Origin of the sequence: Hymenobacter sp. UV11 (genome assembly GCF_004684095.1) — a bacterium.
In the GTDB taxonomy this organism is placed as follows: Bacteria; Bacteroidota; Bacteroidia; order Cytophagales; family Hymenobacteraceae; genus Hymenobacter.
Window position 1 is genome coordinate 165,755 of record NZ_SRII01000011.1, and the last position, 25,293, is coordinate 191,047.

The following is a 25,293-nucleotide window of genomic DNA, read 5'->3' on the forward strand; positions in this document are numbered from 1 at the left end:
GGCAGTGGAAAAACAAGCCCTGAAAAGACGTGCAGCCCTCTTCAAACACCGCATGAACGACGTGCCCATGTCAGCCTGGTACTGCGCGCTGGAAATAGACCTGCGCCAGAAGCCAGGCAAAACCAAGGTACCCACTCCACTACAAGCCGAGCAGGGCGTGTTGTATTAGCAGCTCGAAATGCTAGTCATACTGGGGCCTAGGCCCAGAAGTAAGAACTAAATGCGTACTATTCGCTACTAAATTACCGAGCACGCCTCGGTTCCGCTCAGGCTGACGGACCGCCGCTGACGCAAAAGCAAGCCTAATAACAAACTCCACACGTCCATTCCTACACAAAAACCATGGAACTACTAAAATTCAAAACTACTGTCACGACAGCGGAAGCGGTGGCCAAGGTCGCCCCTGCTTTAAACAGACTGCCAGCAGTGGTGAAGTGGGATATAGCTTCCGAAACCGAGCCCCATGTGTTAAGCATCTCAGGGCATGAGCTGGACCCGCAGCAGATAGAAAACGTGTTTCGGGAAGCCGGTTTTCAGGCCAAGCTCCTTCGCGTGCTAGGGATAGGAGGAGACGACGTGTAGGCAGAACCGCGTGCGGCACCCACTAGCAGCAGCGATACGGACCTGACTAGGTACACAATTTCCGGCAATTATTACATAGTTTATTGCAAAGCAACTAGTTAGCTATTGCTATTCGAGTAGCCAGTTATCCGGCTTGCCAGTTGCTAATTCCTCGGGTTCTCATTTCAGGGTACTTTTCCACGTGAACTCCACCTTGTTCTATGACCATCAAGCAGTTGCAGCACTTGCTTCGCCGGCTGACTACGCGCGCGGCGAAGCCAGCAACGGCCGATATTGAGGCCAGCTGGCAACAGCTGACCATCCGCTTCGACCAGCTACAATTGCCCGGTCAGAGTGGCAGCGACTTGGCCCGACACTGCATCGACCGGCCGGGCCCGCACGGCGCTTTATCGAAGGAGGCTATCCGTGCGCCCGCAGTCTAGGCCATGCTGAACAAATCAATTGTACCAGGGCCGTGACACCCAGCTTAACTGTCGCGTTGGTGGAGTAGCTGTCGTTGTTCGCGTCCGGCTATAAGTGCCAGATAATGGCTATCCAGGTGAGGAATTGAGTTTTATACGGGTTATGAATGTCGCCCGCGAGCAGGCGCCGGCCAGGGTGGGGGTACCCCTGGTATCCAAGTTCATCGCACTAGGCTCAACCCTACGCGTTTAGCCTCAAATCCTGCTTCCCGTAGCCTCGCCCATGTTCCCATGCCTGTTTTCCGCCTCCTTCTATATATAGCTGCCGGCTTGGTTCTGGTATTGGGCGGTTGCCGGTCGTCCGCTGTAGTGCCTAGGTTTTCAGTTGCTGGTGGGTATGGGCCCCCGCGACCGGTACAGCACGTCGATACGGCAACGGCGCTAACTGCCCCGGGGCGCCGCCCCACCCAGCGGAGGCGGGTGAATGCGGAAGCGCGGCCCGGGGTTATGGGCCCGCAGGTCCGGGCACCCAGGCGGGAAAAGGAGCCTGCGGGTAGCCGGGATACAAAAGCAACGGCCGCTGACACTGCGCGTAGCACAACCCAGCCTATAGCCCTGCGCGGGACACGCCAGTCTGTTTCGCCCAAATTATTCAGCGCCCAAACGCTGGTTCACTACGGCCTGCACTTTGTGTTCCCGGTAGTGCTGGCGCTGGTATTTTTCCCCCTGCTGTGGCAAACTGCCTACCTGATTATGCTGGCCACAATGCTCATGGACCTGGACCATCTGCTGGCCAAACCCATCTTCGACCCACTGCGCTGCAGTGTGGGCTATCATCCGTTGCATTCTTTTTATGCCATCCCGGTGTATGGGTTGCTGCTCCTGCTGCCGGCGACGCAAATGGTCGCCGTGGGCCTGCTTTTTCACCTGCTCACCGATACGGTAGATTGCTTGTGGAACTTCAGCCACTGCCGCGAGTGCTACCTTAGCTCCCGGATTTATGCTTTACGCAACCGGGTGCGGCAGCTACTGGGCCGTGTTAAGGTCGAGTAAAGGGGAACTAAGGTTTTATACACTAATCACGAAGTGGGGTGCGAGTCGATAACATGAAATTATCGACTCGCACCCCACTTCGTGACGAGTATAAGTGCAGTAGGTGGAGCAGCATTAGCGCTAGCGCTTGAATCCCCGAAGCGGCTTACTTCGAAATATATGGGACAGGGCCAGCCCCTAGGGGTTGACGGTGTAGAACGTATCCATACCGGCTGCTGCGTGGTTACTTACGTGGCAATGGTAGGCCCATTTGCCGGGGTCGTCGGGGGTCATGTCGGCCACGAAGGAGGATGCCGGCAGTATCTCAATCACGTCGGTATCCCGGTGATTGATGACGGTAGCGTTGCCGTGCCAGTGGGCCGTATGCACTCCCGTCACGTCGCCAAAGCCCATCACGTACCAGCGCACGTGCTGGCCCTTGGTCATGTTAAGGGGAGCATTGTTATTGGCCATAATGTAGCCGTTGATGCTGTGCATCATGTTACTCATCTTAAAATCATCCGGATTGGGATTGATAAAGCCGGGCAGGTAGGTGGCGATGTTGCGGGCCAAATAGGGACTCATGTTCTCGTCGAAGATGTTGTAGAGCGTCACCAGTTCGCGGTCCACGTCCGTAGGGGTGGCATCGGCGTTAGCCATAGACCGCTTGGTCACAACAATGGCCCCAACCATGCCCGCGTATAAATCACTCTGATTGGTATTGACGGCCGAATGGTACACCCACATCGTAGAGCTACCCTCCTCCGGGGCGGGTCCTGAGCCTTCGCGTGCAAAAAATCGGTAGACGTAGGAGGCATTGGGCGCAATTAGGCTGGCCTGCGTGCCCGCCGCGTTGCCTGAGCCCTCCGATTCTTTGCCGTAAAGCAAGCCGTGCACGTGAATACTGGCTCGAATCGTCGTTTTATTCTTGAAATACACCTTTACCGAGTCGCCCACGACCGCCCGGATAACGGGTCCGAGCAGGCCCAGGTGTGCCCACTCCGGAGCAATGGGCTTCGGGGTGGTGAAGGTGGCGTCGGTGTATTCCACGTAGCGGGCCTTGCGGTAGGTGCTGCCGATGCGGGGGTGGGGGCCGGTGGGGGTGCGCACGGCAAACACCGAATCCAACTTACTGAAAGGCATCCCGGAAAACACATTGCGGCCTTCCGGCAGGTAGTTCCAGTCCACTTCCTCGGCGGCGATATAATACACCCGCGTCTGTACCGGCGGACCGGAATTGGGCGTCACAGCATCGTCCTTTTTGCAGGCACTAACCAGCAGCAACAGCAGGGCAAACAAGCTAAGCTTGGGTATATAAAATTTCCTTTTCATAATTAAGAGAGAACTTGATGAAAACTCAGTGGCCCATTCAGGCCGCCGATACTGTTGCGGTTTACTCCATGGGGCTAGGGGTGTTTTACACTATCAGTGCGCATCGACTGTATAATTCTACGTTTCCAAAAACTTTGCACTATCCGCAACAGCAATTGTAGGGAGCCGAGAATTATGTAATGCAACTGCGCAATTGTGACAAACCAGCGAAGAAGTGGGCCGTACATCACGAGCCGCCCTACTAGTGCGCAGTATAATCCGTTAATTAATTGTCTACATACATGTTACGTATTGTTACGATAGCGGCAAGCCTGGCGCTGCTGTTGAGCGCCTGCTCGGCTAGTAATACTACCACCGAGCCGCGCAAGGAAATCAGTTACCTGCGGGGGCCTTATAATGCCGCGTTTTTTCGCCGCCACGGCGAATCGGAAGCCTACTCGGCGGGCTTTCACTTTCACCACGGCAAGGAGCACGACGTGACCCTGCTGACCCCACCGGCTGACCGCGCCCGCATGGACGACGAGTTTGACCAACAGGTGTACAGCTTCGTCAAGAACAAAAAGTCGAAAGTGGGCCCCACAATGGAGCTGTACGGCCCCTACGTGGCCCGCGTGGCCTGGAAGCTTTACCGCGTCATCGACTGGACCCACATGCACCACGAGCAGACCTACGACATTATGGCTAGCCCGCGCGTAGCCTAGGACAAGAAGAAGGCGTACACCGACCGGGCCGTGAAGTATTACCTGGAGAAAAACCCGGACGTGGCCCGCAGTATCGCCCCGCTCGACATCACCATGCGCCGGGCCGCCGTGATGATGAAGCCCTACTTCACCTACTACCGCAACTACTACCCCAAGTCGAACAACGAGGCTTACGTGGCCCACTGGTGGCACCCGGCCGCCTACGAGTGCCTGATGATAAGCGGCAACGCCCCCGGCGGCCAGGAAGCCGCCCTCAAGGAGATGAACCGGGTTATGTTCGACCAGGCGTTTAAGGACCGGCCCCAGCGCATGGTGCTGAGCCGCGAGGTGATGCCGCGCTACTCGCAGATGTCACCGGAGTCGGCCAACATCTTCGACAACCTGCACATGCTGCACGGCATTGCCTACGACATTCTCAGCTACGAGAAGTGGACCGAAACGCAGAAGCGTGACGAGCTGTACCGCGTCATCAAGGCCATGAGCTACCAGCCGGGTGACGAAAAGTACGTCCGCAAGTTTCCCCTGCCGCACCCCGACCTGGACCCGCGCGTGTACTACGACTGGATAAAAAGCTCGGAGGGGGAAATGTCGCGCATCATGATGGAGATGCAGGAGGAAATGATGCCGCTGATGATGCCCCAAGGCATGAGCCCCGAGATGAAGGAGCAGATGATGGCCCAGTTCAAGATGAAGATGCGCCCCGGCATGGAGGCCGGCGAATTGCCCGGCTCGCTGAGCGAAGCGCTGATGAAGCTCATGCCCGACATGAAGATGATGCCCGAAAGTATGCAGCCTGGTCAAACGCCGCAGATGATGGTGGACGTAATGCTCAAGGGCTGGCAGGACAAGCACGGCACCATGCCCGATGCCCCCGCCTGGTCCATGACCCAGGAGCCCACCCTGCCCCCGCTGGCCCACTAACGTCGGCAGTGCTCCCCTCTTTTCAACTGCTTGATTTACCGCTTCATGAAAAAACTTCTTTTCCTGCGCCGTTTGCTGCTGGCCGCGCTTTGCCTGCTGGGCCTGGCCCCGCTGGCCCACGCCCAGACCGACCAGCTTAACCTCGATGCCAACCTGCCCACCCGCCTCGAAGACGCCTACCCCACGGCTTGGCGCAACCGCGAATTCCAACTGCCGGTGCGCTACCAGCGCAGCCGGACGGACGCCAACCTGGTGCAGTACACGCCTACCCTGGAATTTGGGCCCTTCCGCAATACCCAGGTGGCCGTGGCCGTGCCCATCTACTCGGGCAACGGCGACCGCTCGGGCAGCGGCGACGTGCAGCTGTCGGCCCTCTACAACTTCAACACCGAGGGCCGGTACTTGCCCGCCGTGGCCCTGGCCGGCAGCCTGACCGTGCCCACCGGCCGGGGCAGCGCGGGCACCGACTACAACGGCCGCTTCATCCTCACCAAAAGCCTTTTCAGCTCACTCAACCGCTTGCACCTCAACGTCGTGTATTTCCACAACAGCCAGCCCGGCGTAGTGGCCGAGGGCCGCGAGCTGAAGGCCGAGCGCCTGGACCGCTTCGCCCTGCTGGTGGGCTACTCCACGCGCATCGCGCCGCAGTCGGTACTGGTGCTTGATTTCGTGCGCGAGCAGCGCCGCTTGGTAGGCGAGCTGGGCTCCTCCCTCGAAGCCGGCCTTCGCCGCCAGATGAATCCCCGGCTGGTGATGAGCCTAGGGGCCTCCGCTGGTCTGGGCACCGATGCCGACAAGTTCACGGCCACTCTGGGCCTGCAGCACGCCTTTTAACCACGGGCCACGCTGCTGGCTGCTCCCGTTTTCGCCCATGAACGTCACCCGCCAAACCCTCCTGCTGGGGTGGGGGCTTACCGTCACCGGGGCCTACCTGCTCACCGAATATCTCGGTCACGCACTGGAGGAGCCCCACAGCGCCATTCTCTGGACCTGGGCTGGGGCCATGCTGCTTCCGGTGGGGCTCACGCTGGCGCTCGGCCGCCAAGCCAATGCGTTGGGGTGGGTATGGGCCGGGGCCACGGCGCTGGTTCTGCTCGAAAACTTCGGGGCCCACGCCGCCGAAGTCAAACTGCTGATGCAGTTTAGCTTTCACGCACTGTGGTTCCTTTTTGGGGCGGCGGGCTTCGCCTATACGGCCATGGCGGTAAAGGGCACTGCCCGAAAACAACTCTACGCCGGCGCGGCCCTTCTCAACCTACTAGGGGCCATCATGGCAGGGCTCAACCCGAACTTTCTGAAGGGCTACCAGTACCTCGTGCTGGCCCTGATTCAGGGCGTGCCCATGCTGCTGGACCTGCCGTTGCGCCGGCAGCACGAGGTTCCGGTAAACCATTAGCCGGCGGGGCCAGTATTCCCGGTAGATGTACTTATTTTCACTTAGGGCCATCCGATTACCAGTTGCTCCGGACCTACCCGCCTCCCGGCGCTGGTATACCGCCATACTCAATCTGCCAGTAGATGCCGCGTAGACGAAGGCTTCAACGTTTCGCCTGCCCAGCGCCGCTACCCTGGTGCTTTTCACCCAGGCTCCGCCCGGCGCGCACGTGTTCCCGGTGGATTCCGTGGACGCCGCCCGGCGTCGGTTTGAGCACCGCCCACTGGTGCCGGGCGAAAACCGGGGGCGCATGGTAGCGGCCGGACCGGGTCGTCTCATCCTGGCTGACCCGGCCAACAATCAATTCACGCTCTTCGAACCTGCCGGCAGTGAGCTTCCTGGCTGCCTTTCCTTACCAGTAAGCTGAGCATGATTAGGCTCCTTCAACCAATTTACCTTGCCTTTATGGAACATAAAAATCCCTATCCCCGCTTTTTCCTGATGCTGGCCGTCTCGCTGATGGCCATGTATCCCGTGATGTACCTGAACGTCTACGAGTGGGACCACGTGTACTTCAGCCTCACTCGCGTGTACATGGCCTTGTTGATGTTGGTGCCCATGACCCTGATTATGATGGGCTTTATGTGGAGCATGTACCCCGACAAGCGCCGCAACGCCCTGATTATGGCCGGCAGCTTAGTGATGTTCGGAGTAGTGACGTTTATGGTCCGCACCCAGGTGTTTGTTGATGACACGCTATGGATGAAGGCCATGATTCCGCACCACTCCATTGCCATTCTGGTCAGTAAGCGCGCCACCATCAAAGACCCCGAAGTGCGGGCACTGGCCGACAGCATCATCAGCGCCCAGCAGCGCGAGATTGGCCAGATGAAGCGCATGCTGAAGCGGCTGGAGCAAGCACCTCGTTAATCCTTTCGGCGGGTAGGGGCTAGGGTACCATACCGCGTCGGCTATCGTTCGACGGCTAAGGATTGGTTTTGCCTGGCAAGCCACAAATTCTGCAAGAAATCAAGCGGATTCTGTACTAACCCGGCGTTTTTTACTGGCGTACTTTGTACTGTTGCTGCTTTTCTTAGTTGGGTTTCCTCTTGAAGCGCTTGGTTAGCTTGTTTCTACTCCTCAGTTATTTGCTGGTCAGTCCCGGATTGGTCTACCCACCCTAGCCGCTGCGCGGCCGGGCAGTATTTTTCAGCCTTGAGCTAAGCGGGAATATTCAGGTTACGCTGGCCCGTATTCAGGTGCCTAAGCCCGCCGGGGCTGCCAGCTACCTATGGAAGCAAACCGGCGAGCGGCAGTTTCGCCGGGTGCGGGTGCGTACCGGGGAAGGCACGGCGGCCACCGTGCCCGTGCTGGCCTGCCTGCAGCCCGGCGACTAGGTGGTAGTGGCCGGCGCGTAGTTACTGAAAAGTGAGCATAGCCTGCGCCAAGGAGCTACCGACGACCACATGAGCGGCATAGCCATGTAGCAGCCCCCTATCGGATGCACTACCGCTTCGGGCTACGACTCAGCCTTTTTACTCATCCCCTATACAAGCTTCTAACCTCCTGCCTAGCTACGGGTAACCGCCTCCTGATTACCGGCTGCACCGAGCACGACCACCCCAGCCAGGCGCAATTGGAAGCCGCCGCTACCTAAGCCACCATGCCCGCCGACAGCACCACCGATGGCACGGTCGTTACCCACACCTGCCCCATGCACCCAGAAGTAGTAAGCAGCCAGCCGGGTGAGTGCCCCAAGTGTGGTATGAACCTAGTCCAGAAGTAAGCCGGGCGCCAGGTGCTTTTGCCCGGCTATCATCCCGTAACTCCTGACTTATCCTTGTGTTTGCATGTTTTGGGCAAGCTACCCGGCTAGCTCCGGCCACTTGTCCAAAACATGCGATTTATTGACTCAACCCGGCAAAACGGACTACTAAAGCCGGGGTATACCAACTGGCGGCTTTCCACTTTATCAGGGCTCGTACTCCGGGCCATTTCGGTCGGTTGTAAGGGGTTGCTAAAGCCCCGACGACTGTTTTATCACCATTCTCCGCTATTCCAACTTGTATGAATACGTTCTTCGCTACTCCTCTGGCTGTCCGTTGCTGGCTGCTGGTGCTGCTCGGGCTGGCCGGACTGCCGGCACGGGCACAGTCTGATACGGCTGTCTACCACCTCACCATCCGCCAGGAGCAGGTAAGCAAAGCCGGTAAACCCGTGCCGGCCATGACCATCAACGGCGGTATTCCCGGTCCGACCATTCGCTTTAAGGAGGGGGGCTACGCCGTTATCTACGTCAAAAACGAGATGGCCGTGGAAACGTCGGTGCACTGGCACGGGCTGCTGGTGCCCAATTTCTACGACGGCGTGCCCTACCTGACTACCCCACCCATTAAGCCGGGGCAGGAGTTGAAGTACGAATTTCCGCTCAAGCAGGCCGGCACCTATTGGTACCACTCCCACACCATGCTGCAGGAACAAAGCGGCGTGTACGGCTCCATCGTGATTGCACCTAAGCACGAGCGCCTGACCTACGACAAGGACCTGGTGCTGGTACTCTCGGACTGGACCAACCAGCAGCCCAAAAACGTGTTGCGTTTCCTCAAGCGGGGCTCCGAGTGGTACAACATTCGCAAGGGTACGGCTACCCCCCTCAACCGCGTCATTGCCCGCGGAGCCTTCGGGGCCCAGCTCAACTTCTGGAAGCAGCGCATGGAAGGCTTCGACATTGCCGACGTGTACTATAATGCCTTTCTGGTGAATGGGCAGCCGGTGCAGCAGTACCCCGAGTTTAAGCCCGGCGAAAAAGTACGCCTGCGCATTATCAACGGCTCGTCCTCAACCCAGTTCTGGATGACGTTTGGGGGAGAAGACCCGCTGCTGGTGGCCGCTGACGGTCAGGACGTGGTACCGGTGAAGCACAACAAAACCTTTATTGCGGTAGCCGAAACCTACGATTTCCTGGTGACCGTACCGGCCAACGGCCAGCTGGAATTCCGGGCTATGGCGCAGGACGGCTCTGGCACCACCTCGGCCTACCTGGGTACGGGACCGGTGGTGGCCGCTCCCGTGCTGCCCAAGCCGGACAAAATCGGGTTGATGCAGCAGATGGCCAAAATGGACATGCGGATGGGCGCGCCCGCTCTCAAGTTTCGGCCCAACCACGTCGACCCGCAGCAGATGAAGGCTAACTGGGGGATGCAGATGGGTAAGAAAGGGAAAGACGGCGGGATGAGCGGAATGAAGGGCATGAAGATGGACGGCCCGGGCGGCATGTCGAAAGGCCCGAAGCTCGGGCCCGCTGCCGGCCCGGCCCCTATGGCTACACCCACCGACACCATGCCCGCCGGCCAACAGATGCCAATGGCCGGGATGCCGATGCGCCACGACCGGCGCCCGGCCGCCCCGGCCGCAAAACCGATGAAAATGGCCGACGGCACTGACATGGCCGGCATGAAAATGCCCGGCGCCGACGCCCAGCAGGCCGGCGTGAAAACTGGCACTGACGCGGGTATGGCCGGCATGAAGATGGACGACGCGCAGACGGGCAATATGCAGCCGGACGACGTGAAAATGGCTGGCAAGAACATGAACGGTGCGGGCGGTGATGGCAAGATGGCCGGCATGGATATGTTCTCGGAGTATGGCTATGATTACCTGCGCGCGCCCCAGAAAACAATTTATGCCGACACCATACCCGTGCGTGAGATTCTACTCAACCTGACCGGCAACATGCAGCGCTACATCTGGAGCATGAATGGCGTGCCGCTGTCGTCGGCGGATAAAATTCCCATTCGGGGCAACCAGATTACCCGCATTACCTACAACAACCTGACGATGATGCACCATCCCATGCACCTGCACGGGCACTTTTTTCGGGTCATCAACGAAAACGGCGAGTATTCGCCCCTCAAGCATACGGTGAACGTGCCTCCCATGAAACAGGTGACCATTGAGGTGCTGGGCAACGAGTACGGTGACTGGTTTCTCCACTGCCACATTCTCTACCATCTGGTGGGCGGCATGGCCCGCATTGTGAGCTACGACACGCCTCGTGACCCGCGTCTGAAAGGCTTCCCGGTGAGCAAGCTGCTGCGTGAAACCAACCAGTACTACACCTGGGGCCGCCTTGATGCTGCCACGCACCAGAGCACGCTGAACTTAGTCTCGTCCAATGTCCGCAACCAGTTCAACCTGAGCGTGGAATATGGTTGGAATCGCAACATGGAAACGGAGGTTACCTACGAGCGCTACCTCTACGACTACCTGCGCGTGTTCGGGGGCGTGAACGTGGAGAACTTCCGAAAACGAATGATGTCGCCCGCCACAGAACAGGTGAACGGCAAGGTGGTGATTAAAACTACCACCACGGCCGTAGTCGGCCTGCGTTTCCTGACGCCCTACCTGTTCAGCCTCGACGCCCGCATCGACAACCAGCTGCGCCCGCGCCTGAGTTTGGGCCGCGAAATCATGATTTTTTCCCGGCTGCTGGCATTCGGCTACTACGAGTACCAGGCTGATTTTGGCTGGGTAAACAAGCTGGAAAACAACCGCAGCTTCTCCAAGGAAGTAGTCTGGAACACCGGCCTGGAGTACATGCTTTCCCGCAACTTCTCCCTCATGGGTAGCTACGACAACCGCTTTGGCGGCGGCGGCGGCCTAACGGTGCGTTTCTAACACCTAAAGCGGAAGCTCCCGCGACGCTGGCCCCGGCTTATTGGTGGGGAAGTGCAGGTAGTGGTTGCGTCTACTAGTAAACGCCCGGCTAGGCCGGGCGTTTTTTTATGCCTCGTTGTCACCAGCTAGCCCTAAAAATACACTCGGGAGCCAGGGCCGCCAAAAAGGAGAGCCTCGAAAAGGGTGGGGCAGTCGGGACTGTAGTTGAAGCGATGTTTCCTCTCCCTTTACTTAGGCCAACCAAGTAGCAGGGTTACCCTACGCTTTTTGAGGCTCTCCAAATCTCATGAGGGCTATCTATTTTAAGTGGGATTGTCGAAAGAGCGCAACAGTTGATGCGGCCGGGGCGTAACGGGCGGGCATTTAAAGGGTCGCGGGGACTCAAAGCGGGAGGAGCCAGCCGCCCGGCAGCCGCATTTAGTAGTTCAGTAAACTAAATTTCCTGTTTTACTTCCCCACATGTCGGCATTTTGCGGCCCAGGTAGGGATTGCGGATTTCCATGGTCTGGCTAAGCCAATAAGCGCCTTTCTTTTCGTTAGCCATGGGGCAATAGTCCACGTAGAGTTTCTGCGGCCCGTAGCCAAATGCTTTGACAGTTTTCACCATGACCGTCGAGAGAAAAACAAAACTCAGTCGCTTGGCCTGGTCTTTTTCAGCGGCTTTATACAACTTCAGGTGGGTCATCAAAAACCCTTTCTTCTCTTTCCAGAAGGCGGCTGCCTCGCCCCCGAGTAGGGTATCGGGCGTTTGTTGCAGCAGCTGCGTCATCTGGTTGGCCTGTTTGTCCACTTCTTGGGCATTGTCGGCGACAAAGGCATCCTTCATGGCTAGGTAAGTTGTTACCACCGGAACAAACCGGGTCTTAAACGCAGAAGGTAGGTTGTCCCGGAAAACCATATTCGTGCCCTGCAGCATGTCATCTACCCCCATCTCCGTGGTTTTGGGGTCCGTACCGGGCACCCGGCCCGCTACGTTATCAGGGTTCTTGTAGGTGTCAGACGTCGGCACTTTGCCTTTCTCCTGATTACAGCCTTGAACCACAAGGGTGACCGTTAGTAAGAGGGCGGACCAAGCGGTTGATTTTGAGGGTTTCATATTCGGTGAAGCTAGTAGTGGCGTAAGGGGTGGTCCAGGGAAGCAGCTTATGCTACCTACCAGCGCAGGGGCTGCCCGTCTTCGCGGGCTAGTGTATGCTCTTCTACGTCCTGGGCTTTTTCGGCCACGACGGGGTCGGCAATCTGCTTTTCGCCGCGCACGGCGCCGCCCAGCACCAGGCCCGCGCTGACGAGGACAATGTCTTTAATGGTGTATTGGCCCGCGAGGGTGGGAGCGAAGGGCATCAGGTTGAACACCCCCGTGGAAAAAGTAAGGCCGGCGAAATGGCGCCAATCAGTTGGAGCAGCAATCATTTTTTAAGACGGGATGACTTCCATTTCTTCAATGTTGAACTTCTCGTTGGACAGAGCGACGGCAAACCGGCTGATGTGCCGCGAAAAAGCATCGGCCGTTAACACCAGCTTAAACTTTTGCACGAGGAGCTTTTTCCCGGATGGGTTGGGAGGCGGCGCTTGCAACCGGTCCCGGGCGTAGAGCGTGAGCGTAAACCGGCCGGCTTCGAGCGAGATTTTCAGGGTTACCGGCTCATGGCGCGCCGGGTCAAAGCGGGCAAACACCTGAGCAAAGGAGGCAAACCGGCCATCGAGAAAATTCAGGGCCGCGTAGCCGGTCAGGTCGTGCGCGCGGGTTTCGAAAGGTTGGTGTTTCATGCTGGGAATGGTATCAGCCCGCGGCCTTAAAAGATGTAGGGGTCGAACGTGCCGTACGATTCCCGAATTTTTCCTTTCGGCAGGGTCAGCGCCATCAGGAGAGTATCAAAAGTGTGGGGCAGTCGGGACTGTAGTTGAAGCGATAGAAAAGAGCGTGAGAGAATACGGAGCGGGCCTGCTACATCTTCATGTTAGGGTCCATGGCGGGTGCTTTCTTTCCCTCCGCACCTGGTTTTTTCATGTCCATGCCGGGCATATTGGGGTCCATGCCGCCCATGGGGTCGGCGCCCTGGTAAAGGGCGTATTCGCTTTCAAGCAGGTAGGCGCCGCTCACGACCACTTTGGTCCCGGCGTCCAGGCCCCCGGTGATGGCCACGGTCTGGTCAGTTTCAGAGCCAGTGGTGACTTTGAGGCGGCGAAAATTGTTGGCATTCAACTGCTGCCACACGTAGCTGCCCTGGCTGTCGCGTAGGACCGCGTCCTGGGGCAGAGCCAGGGCCGTGCTGCTGGGGCTGGCCAGGTTCACGTTGGCCTGCATGCCGGGCTGTAGCTGCCCATCAGGGTTGGCCAGCTGCACCCGCAGCAGCGTCACCTTGCTGTTGCCTTGCAGCTCGGGGCTCAGGAAGACCACCTTGCCGGTGTAGGCGTCAGCGAAACCCGCCACCTGCACCTGCACAGACTGCCCCAGCCGGATGCCGGCCACCTCCCCGGGGTAGAGCTGGGCTTCCACCCACAGCGAAGAGAGGTTGGTGAGCGAGACGAGTAGCGTGCCCTCGCCCACGTACTGCCCCTCCGTGACACCCACTTCCTGCACCAGTCCGGCCTGCGGACTGTAAAAGGTGAGCGCCGGAGTGGGCCGGCCGGTAGCCGCCAGCGTGCGCAGTTGCCCAGACGACATTCCCAGCAGGCGCAGCTTCTGGCGGGCCGCTTCCACCAAGCGCTCGTACTGGTTTACGTTTTCGCCCACCGCCCGCTGCTGAGCCAGGCTGAGCAGATACTCCTGCTGCAGGGCCTGCAGCTGCTCGCTGTAAATAGACACGAGGGGCGCGCCCCGGCGAATAGGCTCGCCCGTTTGCCGCACGAACAGGTGCTCGACGCGCCCGCTCACGCGGCTGCTGACCGTACTGGTCTGGGTGGCGTCGGCGGCCAGAGTGCCCGTGAGTAAGGTGCGCGCCCGTTCCGTCCCCGTTCCTAAGGCTTCTACCCGAATGTTGGCCAGCTGAATCTGCTGGTTGGTGAGCATGACTTCGGGCGCGGGGGGAGCCCCTCCGCCGGTGCGCTGGCTGGCCGGGACCACGGGGGCGGCGTGCTTGGTAGCTTTAACCAGGTCCATGCTGCAGATGGGGCACTTGCCGGGTCCCTCTTCGTGCACCTGCGGGTGCATGGGGCAGGTGTAGTAGCTACTGTCGGCGGCGTCGGTTTCGGCTTTTGCAACCGGCTTGGCTTTCTGGCAAGCCGTCGCCGCGAAGCCGAGCAGGGCCACGAGCAGCAACAGCAGCCGGTACCGGCGCCCCGGCGCCCCGCGCAGAGAAAGGAAGTTAATCATGATAGTCGGTTTTTGACGTTTGGACGAAGCCTTCGCTGTCCACTAAGAATTGGGCGTTAGCCGCCACCTGGTCCTGGGCGGTTACGCCCCGCAGCACCTGGACCCGGTCGGCGCTGCGCAGGCCGGTTTGCACGGATACGGCGCGAAAAGCGCCTTCCGCACGCACGAAAGCCACCTGCCGGTTGCCCAGGTCCACCACGGCGGCGCGGGGCAGCCACAGGCCCCCGGCCGGCGCTACCTGCACGGAGCCGGTCAACAAAATGCCGCTGCGCAGCCGGCCGCCGGGGTTGGGCAGGTGCACCCGCACGGCCCCGGTGGTTTGCCCTTCGCGAAAGAAAGGCTCCACCAAATCGATGCGGGCGGGAATGGGCTTGCTCGCGCTGCCTTCGGGCAGTACGCGGATGGCCTGGCCCACGCGCAGCCCGGCCAGCTCGTCGGGCCGGGGCTCGAACACGCCCCACACCTGCTCAGTGTTCACCACCCGGAACAGGGTTTGGCCCGCCGCCACGTAGCTGCCTTCTTTTAGCTCCAACGCGGATTGGGGCATCGTCGAACCCGGGACGGAACCAGCGTCCGCGGCCCCTTGCCCCATCTCACTGCCTCCACCCATGCCGCTGCCTCCACCCATGCCGCTGCCAGCGGCGGGCGCCGGGGGTGGTGCCAGGGCCCCCATGCCGGGCGCGGCCTGGGCCGGCTGCTCCACCACGTAGCCCGTGTAGGGGCTGTAAATGGCCACCTGGTACTGCGGCTTATGGGTGCGGATAACCTGGCTGATTTGGCCGTCGGTCAACCCCAGCAGGCGCAGCTTCTGGCGGGCCCCCTGCAGCAGGGTGCGGTTTTCGGCGTCGTTGGTCAGGATGAAGAGCAGCTCTTGCTGCGCCGTGACCAGCTCGGGGCTGTAGACTTCCAGCAGCTTCTGGCCCTTGGTCACGGGCTGGTAGTTGTAGCGGATGTAGAGCTTTTCCACCCGGCCGCCGAAGCGGGCGGCGATGGATTCGTTGCGGCGCACGTCGTACTCAACCCGGCCCGGCAGGGTCAGGGTTACTTGTGGAGCGGTGGTCTCCGGCTGTACCGTGGCCTGGGAAGACACCACCGTGGCATCGGGCGACTGCAGCAGGTTCTGCAGCGGCTCGCCCGCCGAGGCCTGCGCTGCTCCATCGGCTTTGGGCTTTTTCACCAGGTCCATGCCGCAGATGGGGCATGAGCCGGGGGCATCGCGGATAATCTGCGGGTGCATGGGGCAGGTGTACAGGTCCCCCGCGGTGGCTTCCGTGGCAGGGGTAGTCGTAGCGGTAGCCTCGGGGTTCTTGCCCCCCTTTTGGCAGGCGCCCAGCAGCAGGGCCAGGGGCAGGACCAGCAGCAGGGACCAGCGGCTATTGTTCCAGCTCTTTTTCATATGCGATTTGCTGGGTGAGTTGCTGTTGCAAGGTGTCCAGGTATTCCAGACGGGTCTTTTTGAGGGTGGTCCAGGCTTCGAGCACCTGAAACAGCTGCCCGGTATTCTGCTCGTAGGCCAGCAGCGTAGCCTGGTAGCTGCGGCGCAAGGCCGGCAGCAGGCTGCGGGTGTAGGCCTGCAATTGTTCCTGACGCAGGTCCAGGTCCCGGCGCAATCCCGCGAGGCGGCCGGCAGCTTCGTTCAACACGTCTTCGCGCTGCTTGCGCAGAGCCTGGGCCTCAAAGCCCAGCGCCGCCGTGTTGGCCTTGTATTCGCGGGCGGCCCAGGGGGCTAGCGGAATGGTGACCATGCCCATCACGGTAAACTGGTTGGGGGTTCTTCCCAGCCCGCGCATGTGGTCGTAGCGCACCCCGAAGTCGGGCCGGCGGCGGCTCGCTTCCAGGTTCTGGCTCAGGCGCACGGTGGTCAGGGTCCGGTCCAGCCGGCGCACGTCGCTGCGCCGGCTGGCCAGCGCGGCCGTATCCGATGGCGCCGAGAGGGGGATGGGGGCCGTGAGCACGGCCGTGTCCACGGCAAAGGCGGCGCGACGCGGCCGGTTCATGAGCGTATTGAGCGCAATGAGGTTCTGGTCAGTCAGCGCCAGGGCCTGCCGGTGGTCGTTGAGGTGCATTTCCAGCCGGGCCTTGGCGTCGTAGATGCTGGGCAGCGTGGCCTGGTTGTAAGGATAGCGCGCCTCGGCCAGCTTGATGAGAAAGCGCAGCAGTTCCTCGTCCTCATCCAGCACGGCCAGCTTTTTGGTGAGCACGGCCTGTTCGAAATACAGGGTTTTGGCTTGCGCCCGCAGCTGCACCACGGTGTTTTGCTGGTCGGCCTGTACCACGGCCGCCTGGCTGCTTAGGTACTCCCGCTTCGCCCGCTGCTTGGCCGGGTTGGGCAGCATCTGCTCCACCGATACCATCTGCATACCTTCGCCCTGGCCGCCGTTCGCTTCCCGAATGGGCCGCTGGTTATAGGGCGTCATCCAGTAGCCGGCGCTGACTTTGGGGGCTTCCCAGCTGTCGGCGCCCGCCACCGCGGCTTGCTTGGCTTGGGCCTGGTAATTATATCGCTGCACGGCCGGATTGCGGCGTTCCACGAGTTGTAGCACCGAGTCGAGCGGCAGCACGGGGTCACTAGGGGCCGCCATGCGCATGTTTTTGTCCATGGCCTGCCCGTAGGCCGCCGGCCGGCCGGCCAGCAGCAAAAGCACGCAGAAGTTCAGCCAGTATTTCATGGGGCGGCGATTAGTGTTTGACGGCGAGAACATCGATTTTTCCAAATTTGCGCAGCTCGTACTCCTTGGTGTACAAGAAGATGAGCGGCGTGACGAGCAGAATGTGGGTGGCCGAGGTGAACACCCCGCCAATCATGGGCAGCACGATGGGCAGCATCACGTCGGAGCCCGTGCCCGTGGCCCAGAGCACCGGTACCAGGCCGAAGAGCGACACCGAGACGGTCATCAGCTTGGGGCGCAGGCGCTTGGCCGCGCCGTGAAACACGGCCTCCTGCAGGTCCTCCCGGGTGATGGCCTCCCGGGAGTTGCCCTTTTCGGCCACCAGCTTCTGCATGGCGTCGTTGAGGTAGATAACCATGATGACGCCCGTTTCCACGGCCAGCCCGAACAGGGCGATGAAGCCCACGGCCACCGCCACCGACAGGTTCACGCCGTAGAAGTAAATCATGTAGGCCCCGCCAATCAGGGCGAAGGGAATGGTGATGAGGCTCATAAACGCCTCCCGGATGGAATGAAAAGCGAAGTACAGGGCCCCGAAAATGACGAGCAGCACCAGGGGCAAAATTAGCTTGAGCGTGCGCTGCGAGCTAATCAGGTTCTCGTACTGGCCGCTCCACTCCAGGTAATAGCCCTGCGGGAGCTTCTTTTCCAGGCTCTGCAGCTTCTGCATGGCCGCGTCCACGGTGCTGCCCAAGTCGCGGCCCCGCACATTGAACAGCACGGCGCCCCGCAGCTGCGCGTTTTCCGAGTTAATCATCGGCGGCCCTTCCGTGTAGCGAATGTTCGTCACGGCCGACAGCGGCACCGGGCCGTAGCTGGCCGTTTGAATGGGAATGCGCTTGATATCGGCCAGGCTATTGCGGTAGTCCTGCGCCAGGCGCACGTTGATGGCGAAGCGGCGGCGCCCTTCCACCGTGTTGGCCACGGGTGCGCCGCCAATGGCCGACTCCACGACCTGGTTGATTTGGTCGACCGTCAGGCCGTAGCGGGCCAGCTCGGGGCGGTTCACGTCAATCTCCAGGTACTTGCCGCCGGTCACAGGCTCCACGTAGAGGTCGGCCACGCCGGGCACGCCCTTCAGGGCCGCGTTCACCTGGTTGCCGATGTCGTTGATGACGTTCAGGTTCTGGCCGTACACCTTCACGCCCACGTCGGTGCGGATGCCGGTGCTCAGCATGTTGATGCGGTTGATGATGGGCTGGGTCCAGCCGTTCACCACGCCCGGAATCTGCAGCTTGCCGTTCATCTCCTCAATCAGCTTGGCCTTGGTCATGCCGTCGCGCCACTGGTCGCGGGGCTTGAGCAGGATGATGGTCTCAATCATATTGATGGGCGAGTTGTCGGTGGCCGTGCTGGCCCGGCCGGCCTTGCCGAGCACGCTCAGCACCTCGGGCACCTGCTTGATGATTTTGTCCTGCACCTGCAGGATGCGCTTCATCTCGGTGTTCGACACGTCGGGCCGGGCCACGGGCATGAACAGAATGGAGCCTTCGTTGAGCGGCGGCATGAACTCGGTGCCTAGGCTCATGACCAGCGGGATGCTAATGAGCAGCAAGCCCAGGTTGATGGCGATGGTGGTTTTGCGCCAGCGCATCACCCAATGCAGCATCGGGGAATACACCCGTTCCAAAAAGCGGTTCAGCGGGTTTTGCTCTTCAGTTTTGAACTTTCCCTTCATGAAAAAGGAAATCAGCACCGGCGCCAGCGTGACGGCCAGGATGGCGTCGATGATGAGAATGAAGCTCTTGGTATAAGCCAGCGGGTGGAAGAGCTTGCCTTCTTGCCCGGTGAGCAGAAACACCGGAAAGAAGGAAGTGACGATGATGATGGTCGAGAAGAAAATGCCCCGCGACACCTGCTTGCTGGAGGACTCGATGATTTCGAGCCGTTTCGTGTTATCCATGGTAGGCGGGCTTTAAAGAGGATGGGGCACTGGCCGCGGGCGTCGTGGCCGCGTTGGCAGCGGGTGGGGGCGGGCCCGCGCCCGGAGGGCCGCCCGCTTCTTCCCCGGCCTGATGCAGGGCGAGGTTGCGGTAGGCGTTTTCGGTCATCACGATGCCGTTGTCGACGATGACGCCGATGGCCAGGGCAATGCCGGTAAGCGACATGATGTTGGAGGAGATGCCGAAGGCGTTGAGCAGAATAAAGCTCGTGGCGATGGTGATGGGGATTTGCAGCAGGATGCTCAGGGCGCTGCGCCAGTGAAACAGGAATAGCACCACCACCAGCGACACGGTAAGCATCTCCTCCAGCAGCGTGTGCTTGATGGAGCCTACGGCGTCCTCAATCAGGCCGCTGCGGTCGTACACCAGCTGAAAGGAAACGCCCTTGGGCAGGCCGGCGCGGAGTTGCTCCATCTTGGCCTTCACCCGCTTAATCATGGCGTCGGCATTCTCGCCGTAGCGCATCACCACGATGCCGCCCACGGCCTCGCCCTCGCCGTTCAGGTCCATGATGCCCAGGCGGCTTTCGCCGGTCATCTGCACCGTGCCCAGGTCCTTGAGACGCAGGGGCACCCCGCCGGGGCGGGTGAGCACCGGCACGTTTTCCAGGGTGGCCATATCCTTGATGTAGCCGCTGGTTTTGATGATGTAGCCGATGTCCGACTGCTCAAACTTGCGCCCGCCGGCCTCGTTGTTGTTGCTGCGTACGGCCGCGAGCACCTGCGGCAGGGTCACGTTGTAGTAGGTCATTTTGGTGGGGTCCACCGTCACCTGGTACTCTTTCTGGAAGCCGCCGAAGCTGGCCACCTCGCTCACGCCGGGCACGTTCTGCAGGCCGAACTTGACGTACCAGTCCTGCAGGGCGCGCTGCTCGCCCAGGTCGAGGCCAGGCGCTTTGAGGGTGTACCACAGGACGTGGCCCACGCCCGTGCCGTCGGGCCCCAGGGTGGGGGTGACGCCGGTGGGCAGCAGACGCTGGGCGTAGTTGAGGCGCTCCAGCACCCGCTCCCGAGCCCAGTAGATGTCGGCGTCGTCCTCGAAAATCAGGAACACGAAGCTCATGCCGAACATGGAAGCCCCGCGCACCGACTTGACTTTGGGCAGGCCCTGCATGTTGGTCACGAGCGGATACGTGACCTGGTCTTCCATGATTTGGGGGCCGCGGCCCATCCATTCGGTGAAAACGATGACCTGGTTTTCGGACAGGTCGGGGATGGCGTCGACTTTGCTCGACCGCACCGAAAACGCGCCCCAGGCAAACAAGCCGGCGGCCAGCATCAGCACCAGGTAGCGGTTGCGAAGCGAAAAGGAGATGAGTTGCTCAATCATAGGTGATTAGCAATTGAGGTTGTAAGAAGTGGAAGTGAGAGGAGGGAACAGTCGTCCCCGGCCGGTCGGCGCTGCGTAGGCATACGCGGGACGGGCCTCAAAGGCGCCCATGGCCGTCAGCTCGGCTTTGGGGGCCGGGAGCGGGGCGCACTTCACTTCGGGACTATAGGCGGAACGCGTGGCCGCGCACGTACGCCGGCCAAGGCGGCGGAGCGGCTGCCCGCACCTCTACCGGTGAACGCTGCCGCTCGCGGGCCATGAGCCAGGGCCGCGCCGCTGGTTTGGGCAGCGCCAGGGGTGCGGGCAGCAGCGCCGGCACCAGGGCCGCTAAGGGGGCGGCGGCGAGCAGCGGTGATTCGTGTGCCGGGCTGCTGACGTGCTTGTCGTGGCAGCTGCCGCAGGGCGCCTGGCTGGGCGGGCAGCAGGACTTGGGCGTTTCCGCCAGCATAGAAACGCCCGTCAGCACCCGGCCACAGTAGTGCATGCTGAACCCCAGCCCGGGGCTGGAGAGCAGGTACACGAATAGCAGTAAAAAACTAAGGGGGCGTTTCAAATGAAAAGTATTTTCTGAATCATCGCCAAGGCGAACAGATTCAGAACGTTAGATTACAAAGGTACCGGGTCCGAAACCCGGCTTTCTCACAGATTTAAGCCAGGGGCCTGTAAGATTAGGCGGATAAAATACCGTCGGCAAAGCGGTCAAACACATGAGGACCAGGACGGTCAACCAGCAGGGCAGCTACCTGCAAGGGGGATAGGGGCTCCACCCTTGACAGGGTAGCAAAGCGCGGCGCTAAGCGTTGCCAGCCCTGCGCGGCTCCTTCCTGCTGGGGGAAACGCGCGAGCGCGCGGCGCAAAAAGGCGTCAAAGTCCTGGTCGTCGGTTAAATCGGAAGAAAATACCATGGCAAGTAGCTAATAAGGAGCACTGATGCGCTGACGCTACTTTCCGTTCATCATCGACCCGTTCATTGCCATATGGCCATTATTCATCGTGCAAGCGCTTGACGACGGGGTCGTGGAGGCCGTCGTAGCCGTTTGCCCTTCGCTTGTGGTCAGCGTACGAGCCGGGGTCGGGTCACCGGTTTTGCAGTGCTCGCAGGAAGCGAGTGTGAAGCCGGCCAGCAGCAAAACGGGAAGAAGATAGGCGAGCTTTTTCATGATAGCGAAGCCAAAAAATTGAGATTTTAAAAGTTTTCGGGCTGTGCAGGCCCCTGGTTGCTTCCAGAAGACAGAACAGCAATGTCTATAAAAAGCCAAGGGCGTCGGCCGGGATGGTTAAGTGGAGACTAATGGGCCGACGCACTGGCGTTTTTATCCTTACATTTTCATGTTGCCCATATTGCCGGACTTCATTTTGCTGCCCTTCTTCATGTCGCTCATGGAGGACATCTTGCCATCCATCATCATGCACTGACCGTCCTTCATGGTCATCTTGCTGCCGTCTTTCTTCATGCAGGTGCCGTCGGTCATGCACATCGAGCCGTCGCTCATGGTCATGTTCTCGGTCATGGGCATCATCTTGCCGCCCTTCATGACCATCATCTTGCCGTCTTTCATCGTGCAACCATCCATGGCCATTTTGCCCATGGCCATGCCCGCTTTCGCCGACTTGGCTTTAGGGGTCGTTTGGGCAGTAGCGACGGTAGTGAGCCCGGTAACGAGCAGCACGGAGAGGAGATATGCGAACTTTTTCATGGTTGATAAGCGAAATGGTAAAAAATGTGTTGGGAAAATTCCCAGTTCGGTTACTACTTACCCAGCAGTTAGGATTGGTATAATTCTCGGGGCAGTCCTGTAAGATTAGCCGCCGGGTCACCTTCGAGCTGCCGGCGGTAGTCCGTGGGCGAAACTCCGTTGACCAGCCGGAACTGCCGCGACAAATGCCCCAGACTGCTGTAGCCCAGTGCCTGCGCAATGCGCCCAACCTCTATCCCCGAGCTGCGCAGCAGCTGTTCCACCGTGGCGATGCGCTGGCCGATGATGTAGCGCTCCAGGCTCAGGCCCTGCGAGGTCGAAAAAACGTTGCTCAGGTACGAAAACTTGCGGCCCAGCCGCTGGCTTAGGATTTGGGGGCAGCGGCCGCAGCGCAGCTCTTCGGGAGCCGTGCGCAGCAAGTCCGCAACCGTCTGCTTGATGTCGTTCACCAGCTGCTCGTGCGGAGCTTGCAATTCCAGCAGCGCAAACCCTTGGTCCACCAACTGTCCGCGCAGTCGTGCCCAGTCGATGGCCTGCGCCGGCTCGGCGACCTCAACTTCGCCCAGCTCTACCCGACGCGGCGTCAGGCCCAGCGAGAGCAGGAGTTCGCGCATCACCAGTACGCCGCGCCGGCATACCATGTGTTTGACGTAGAAAACGGTGGAACCGGTGTCGGCCATGGGTTCAAAAAGACTAGATTAATGGGGGGCAGTCTACTCCGCCGCCTTTAGCTGCGCTTTCTCAGGGCCATGTGGCACTTGGGGCACGAACCCGGCGTAGCACTAGTCTCGGAGGGGTGCATGGGGCACACGTAAGCGGCGGGGGCCTCTTGCGTGGGGGCCACGTGCAGCGACTCGAAGCGGGCGCTGAGGGACTGGCCGTCGCGTTTTAATTGCACGGTTACGGCTACCGGGGCCGCCCCCTTGGGCAGCACGGCCTGCAACCGGTCACTACCCGCGGGGGCCAGCGTGAGGAAATTGGGCTGGCCACCCCGGTCAAGCAGCGCCGTTCCCGTAACCTGTTGATTGGAAAGCGGCTGCATTTTTCCGTCGAATAAGTACACGGCCAGCAATTGCCCCTGCTGCACCGCTTCGATGTGATAAGTGTCCGCCGTGTGCACGACGCCCCCATGAGGGGAAGGATGAGTGTGGGTTTCGCCGCTGGCCTGATAGGTGGGCGCGGCAGCAGAAGGTTGGGTGGATTGCGCCGAGGATAGGTGCTGGAGGCCCGCTAGGAGCGCCAGCAGAAACAATGACTTTTTCATGAAAAGGAATGGGGATGCCCCGGCTGCCGCGGCGGGAGGGCCGCCGGCACAAAGCCTAGGGTGTGGGGAGGCGGGAGCAGTCCCCGAAATCAGCACCGTGTGATGCGGAATGACGAGCGGCCGGAAGTCCCTGAAAATTGATGGGCTGCAGCAAGGCCGACCAACGGATTGGCTACGGCATTGCCAGCAAGCAAAGGCGTCTTGGCAGGTGCGTTGTCTCACCCTGATAGGGTCAGCGCAGCACGGGCGGAAGACATTGGCAAGGAAGCCGAAAAGAGGAACGCCGAATAAGGCGTCCGGGCGCGGATAAATGCGCGAAGCCCATGACCAAAAGCCCCGGTGCCTACATAAAGGCCGGGGTTGGCAGGGAAGCTATTAGTTAGATAAGAAAGGCATGCCCGCGCACGTAGGCGGGGCACTCGGGTGGTGGCGCGGCGTGAGCCGCGAGCCCGGATGCCGGCTCATCGAGCGGGAGCGTAAACGTGCTGAGGCGCCATACCAGCGGCAGCAGTGCAGGAGCAGGGGCTATGGCCGGGGCGGTAATCGTAACGCCACAGGTCGTGAGCTTTACGTCCTTGACGGAGCTGGTTACGACCTGGTCGTGACAGCAGCCACAGGCTGGGGCCCTCCTAGTATGGCAGCAGCAGCTGCGGGGGATTTCCTGCTTAATGGAAACCCCTTCCAGGCTTTGACCGCAGAAATGCATACTATACACCAACCCAGGGCTGGAGAGCAGATACGCAAAGAGCAGAAATAAGCTGGTGAGACGTTTCACAGAGAGGGCCGCGAGGCCTTAGCATAGGTAGGCGCAAAAATACGAGGCAGAAACACAGGAATTAGTATAAAATTCCTACCCCAAACTTGTAAGATTAGGTACTTCTCTGTAGGAGTCTGCTTATTTCAGGCTTAAAAATGCCGCTGACGATGGTCTCACCGGGCATTCTTAAACAAGTTTAGAGGCTACCTTGGGGGCAGCGAGATAGAAGCTCAGGCTATAAAGCAGTACTGGCAGGAGGGTAAATTGCAGCACGGGGCTCAAACCGGCTCCTGTGCCCGGAACAAGGGGCATCTTGTCCGTATACGCCCAGTTGCCAGCTGCTAAATGGGCTACCTCAAACAAGATTGCCCCCGTGCCGCCCACTGCCAGCAACCAGAAGGCGCGTAACAGGGTTAGGGGATGTGCCCACAAACCGTTCTGATAGATTAGTGCAAAGCCTAGATACAGCAAATCAACCATGATGGCATCTGCCAGCGAGGCCAGAGCCAGCACGGGGATATGCGCCAGCGCGTAGGCACCGCCCTGATACAACGGGCAGTGAATTATTTCCCAAGCAAAGTTTAGCAGAAATGCCAGTGCAGTCACCCAGCGCATGTATCGCTGGAACAATAGCTTATCCGCCGCTCTTTTCCAGAAATAAGTATACAGCCACACCGTGCTGGCCAAGGCGATGGTCGGCGCCGCGAACATAGCCGGGGTAAGGTTGGTCATCATGCGGTGGCTGGAGTAGCTATAAGGTAGCGATTAACAGGCTGAGCCAACTGCGGCCGGTCCCCGCCGCGCGTCGACAAGAGCGGCTGGTAGTTGTCACTAATTCCCAACAAAACCGGCCCCTGGCACGGAGTAGCGTGGTGACAAAGGCCGGTTTAGGAAGTTAAGGGCCGCAAATGCGTGTAAACCCACGGTTTATTTCCCGGCCCAAATTCAGTGGTTGGTAAATGCTGTCTTTAACCCAACCCTGCTACGCACGGCTTCATTACTAACTCTTTTTCACCAGGGCCATGCCGCATTTAGGGCACTTGCCGGGATGGTCGGAAACTTCATTGGGGTGCATGGGGCAGCTGTACTGGGCGGCCTTCGCTTCGATGACCTGACTGTCAGCATCCGTCGGAGCGGGCTGGGCTGGGCTGGTGCTGGTGGTTGTGTCGGTCGTAGCGCTGCCTTTGTCTGAGCAGCCGGTGGCTAGCAGCAAGCTGGCTAAGGCAAAGCCGTGGAGCAGAATACTTTTCATGGGTCTGGACTAGTGGTAAGATTTAATGCCTGAGCACCGAGCGGCCGG

General features: G+C 60.1%; 29 protein-coding genes. 12 read left to right on the plus strand and 17 right to left on the minus strand.

What is annotated here, in order from left to right; all coding sequences use genetic code 11:
* Positions 1-342: 342 nt before the first annotated feature.
* The 3 genes from E4631_RS20105 (at position 343) to E4631_RS20115 (ending at position 2,036) form a co-directional block, all read left to right on the plus strand.
* On the plus strand, positions 343-582 hold the full coding sequence (locus E4631_RS20105; RefSeq protein WP_133658849.1) for a copper chaperone: 240 nt from the start codon (positions 343-345) through the stop codon (positions 580-582).
* 200 nt (positions 583-782) lie between these two features.
* Positions 783-1,004, plus strand: a complete 222-nt coding sequence (locus tag E4631_RS20110; RefSeq protein WP_133658848.1) for a hypothetical protein — start codon at positions 783-785, stop codon at positions 1,002-1,004.
* Positions 1,005-1,490: 486 nt separating this feature from the next.
* Entirely contained in the window at positions 1,491-2,036 is a 546-nt protein-coding gene (locus tag E4631_RS20115) for a DUF6122 family protein (RefSeq protein ID WP_262709805.1), read from the plus strand.
* Positions 2,037-2,213: 177 nt separating this feature from the next.
* On the opposite strand, the gene E4631_RS20120 is transcribed toward E4631_RS20115, so the two are convergent.
* Positions 2,214-3,347 carry a multicopper oxidase domain-containing protein gene (locus E4631_RS20120; RefSeq protein WP_133658847.1) on the minus strand — a complete coding sequence of 378 codons (1,134 nt, stop codon included), beginning with the start codon at positions 3,345-3,347 and terminating at the stop codon, positions 2,214-2,216.
* A 281-nt stretch (positions 3,348-3,628) separates the two neighbouring features.
* On the opposite strand from E4631_RS20120, the gene E4631_RS20125 reads away from it, so the two are divergent.
* The 9 genes from E4631_RS20125 (at position 3,629) to E4631_RS20155 (ending at position 11,021) form a co-directional block, all read left to right on the plus strand.
* Positions 3,629-4,048, plus strand: coding sequence for a hypothetical protein (locus E4631_RS20125; protein ID WP_133658846.1), 420 nt, complete (start codon positions 3,629-3,631; stop codon positions 4,046-4,048).
* Positions 4,049-4,078: 30 nt separating this feature from the next.
* Positions 4,079-4,969 carry a hypothetical protein gene (locus E4631_RS20130; RefSeq protein ID WP_133658845.1) on the plus strand — a complete coding sequence of 297 codons (891 nt, stop codon included), beginning with the start codon at positions 4,079-4,081 and terminating at the stop codon, positions 4,967-4,969.
* Between the two features lie 45 nt (positions 4,970-5,014).
* Complete coding sequence (locus tag E4631_RS20135) at positions 5,015-5,803, plus strand: transporter (protein WP_133658844.1); 789 nt, start codon at positions 5,015-5,017, stop codon at positions 5,801-5,803.
* A 37-nt stretch (positions 5,804-5,840) separates the two neighbouring features.
* Positions 5,841-6,365, plus strand: a complete 525-nt coding sequence (locus tag E4631_RS20140; protein WP_133658843.1) for a hypothetical protein — start codon at positions 5,841-5,843, stop codon at positions 6,363-6,365.
* Between the two features lie 175 nt (positions 6,366-6,540).
* On the plus strand, positions 6,541-6,771 hold the full coding sequence (locus E4631_RS20145) for a hypothetical protein (RefSeq protein ID WP_133658842.1): 231 nt from the start codon (positions 6,541-6,543) through the stop codon (positions 6,769-6,771).
* Between the two features lie 38 nt (positions 6,772-6,809).
* Entirely contained in the window at positions 6,810-7,274 is a 465-nt protein-coding gene (locus E4631_RS20150; RefSeq protein WP_133658841.1) for a DUF305 domain-containing protein, read from the plus strand.
* 329 nt (positions 7,275-7,603) lie between these two features.
* A complete protein-coding gene (locus tag E4631_RS26025; RefSeq protein WP_166648183.1) occupies positions 7,604-7,741 on the plus strand; it encodes a hypothetical protein in 138 nt (45 codons plus the stop codon).
* Between the two features lie 266 nt (positions 7,742-8,007).
* Positions 8,008-8,130 (plus strand): heavy metal-binding domain-containing protein, encoded by a 123-nt coding sequence (locus E4631_RS26625; protein WP_240735094.1) that lies wholly within the window; start codon positions 8,008-8,010, stop codon positions 8,128-8,130.
* 281 nt (positions 8,131-8,411) lie between these two features.
* Positions 8,412-11,021 (plus strand): multicopper oxidase domain-containing protein, encoded by a 2,610-nt coding sequence (locus E4631_RS20155; RefSeq protein ID WP_133658840.1) that lies wholly within the window; start codon positions 8,412-8,414, stop codon positions 11,019-11,021.
* A 433-nt stretch (positions 11,022-11,454) separates the two neighbouring features.
* Here the strand turns inward: E4631_RS20155 and E4631_RS20160 are convergent, their stop codons facing one another.
* The 16 genes from E4631_RS20160 to E4631_RS20235 all read right to left on the minus strand — a co-directional run bounded on the left by E4631_RS20160 (position 11,455) and on the right by E4631_RS20235 (position 25,245).
* Positions 11,455-12,117 carry a DUF3347 domain-containing protein gene (locus E4631_RS20160; RefSeq protein ID WP_133658839.1) on the minus strand — a complete coding sequence of 221 codons (663 nt, stop codon included), beginning with the start codon at positions 12,115-12,117 and terminating at the stop codon, positions 11,455-11,457.
* 56 nt (positions 12,118-12,173) lie between these two features.
* Positions 12,174-12,431 (minus strand): hypothetical protein, encoded by a 258-nt coding sequence (locus E4631_RS20165; RefSeq protein ID WP_133658838.1) that lies wholly within the window; start codon positions 12,429-12,431, stop codon positions 12,174-12,176.
* Between the two features lie 3 nt (positions 12,432-12,434).
* Positions 12,435-12,788, minus strand: a complete 354-nt coding sequence (locus tag E4631_RS20170) for a hypothetical protein (RefSeq protein ID WP_133658837.1) — start codon at positions 12,786-12,788, stop codon at positions 12,435-12,437.
* A 178-nt stretch (positions 12,789-12,966) separates the two neighbouring features.
* Entirely contained in the window at positions 12,967-14,334 is a 1,368-nt protein-coding gene (locus E4631_RS20175; RefSeq protein ID WP_133658836.1) for an efflux RND transporter periplasmic adaptor subunit, read from the minus strand.
* Positions 14,327-15,730: an efflux RND transporter periplasmic adaptor subunit gene (locus E4631_RS20180; RefSeq protein ID WP_133658835.1), complete on the minus strand. Its 1,404-nt coding sequence runs from the start codon at positions 15,728-15,730 to the stop codon at positions 14,327-14,329. Before E4631_RS20180 ends, E4631_RS20175 begins: the two co-directional genes overlap by 8 nt.
* Entirely contained in the window at positions 15,708-17,003 is a 1,296-nt protein-coding gene (locus E4631_RS20185; protein ID WP_166648182.1) for a TolC family protein, read from the minus strand. The genes E4631_RS20180 and E4631_RS20185 overlap by 23 nt, the downstream gene beginning before the upstream one ends.
* A 10-nt stretch (positions 17,004-17,013) precedes the next feature.
* Complete coding sequence (locus tag E4631_RS20190; protein WP_133658833.1) at positions 17,014-18,906, minus strand: efflux RND transporter permease subunit; 1,893 nt, start codon at positions 18,904-18,906, stop codon at positions 17,014-17,016.
* Positions 18,899-20,275 (minus strand): efflux RND transporter permease subunit, encoded by a 1,377-nt coding sequence (locus E4631_RS20195; RefSeq protein WP_133658832.1) that lies wholly within the window; start codon positions 20,273-20,275, stop codon positions 18,899-18,901. The genes E4631_RS20190 and E4631_RS20195 overlap by 8 nt, the downstream gene beginning before the upstream one ends.
* Positions 20,276-20,438: 163 nt before the next feature.
* Positions 20,439-20,828 carry a hypothetical protein gene (locus E4631_RS20200; RefSeq protein WP_133658831.1) on the minus strand — a complete coding sequence of 130 codons (390 nt, stop codon included), beginning with the start codon at positions 20,826-20,828 and terminating at the stop codon, positions 20,439-20,441.
* Between the two features lie 115 nt (positions 20,829-20,943).
* Positions 20,944-21,180, minus strand: a complete 237-nt coding sequence (locus E4631_RS20205) for a hypothetical protein (RefSeq protein WP_133658830.1) — start codon at positions 21,178-21,180, stop codon at positions 20,944-20,946.
* 36 nt (positions 21,181-21,216) lie between these two features.
* Positions 21,217-21,435 (minus strand): hypothetical protein, encoded by a 219-nt coding sequence (locus E4631_RS20210; RefSeq protein WP_133658829.1) that lies wholly within the window; start codon positions 21,433-21,435, stop codon positions 21,217-21,219.
* Positions 21,436-21,594: 159 nt separating this feature from the next.
* Positions 21,595-21,972 (minus strand): DUF6799 domain-containing protein, encoded by a 378-nt coding sequence (locus E4631_RS20215; RefSeq protein WP_133658828.1) that lies wholly within the window; start codon positions 21,970-21,972, stop codon positions 21,595-21,597.
* 68 nt (positions 21,973-22,040) lie between these two features.
* On the minus strand, positions 22,041-22,652 hold the full coding sequence (locus E4631_RS20220) for an AraC family transcriptional regulator (RefSeq protein WP_133658827.1): 612 nt from the start codon (positions 22,650-22,652) through the stop codon (positions 22,041-22,043).
* A gap of 47 nt (positions 22,653-22,699) precedes the next feature.
* A complete protein-coding gene (locus tag E4631_RS20225) occupies positions 22,700-23,236 on the minus strand; it encodes a heavy metal-binding domain-containing protein (RefSeq protein ID WP_133658826.1) in 537 nt (178 codons plus the stop codon).
* Between the two features lie 943 nt (positions 23,237-24,179).
* Complete coding sequence (locus tag E4631_RS20230; RefSeq protein WP_240735096.1) at positions 24,180-24,728, minus strand: hypothetical protein; 549 nt, start codon at positions 24,726-24,728, stop codon at positions 24,180-24,182.
* Positions 24,729-24,993: 265 nt separating this feature from the next.
* Complete coding sequence (locus tag E4631_RS20235; RefSeq protein WP_133658825.1) at positions 24,994-25,245, minus strand: heavy metal-binding domain-containing protein; 252 nt, start codon at positions 25,243-25,245, stop codon at positions 24,994-24,996.
* Positions 25,246-25,293 lie beyond the last annotated feature (48 nt).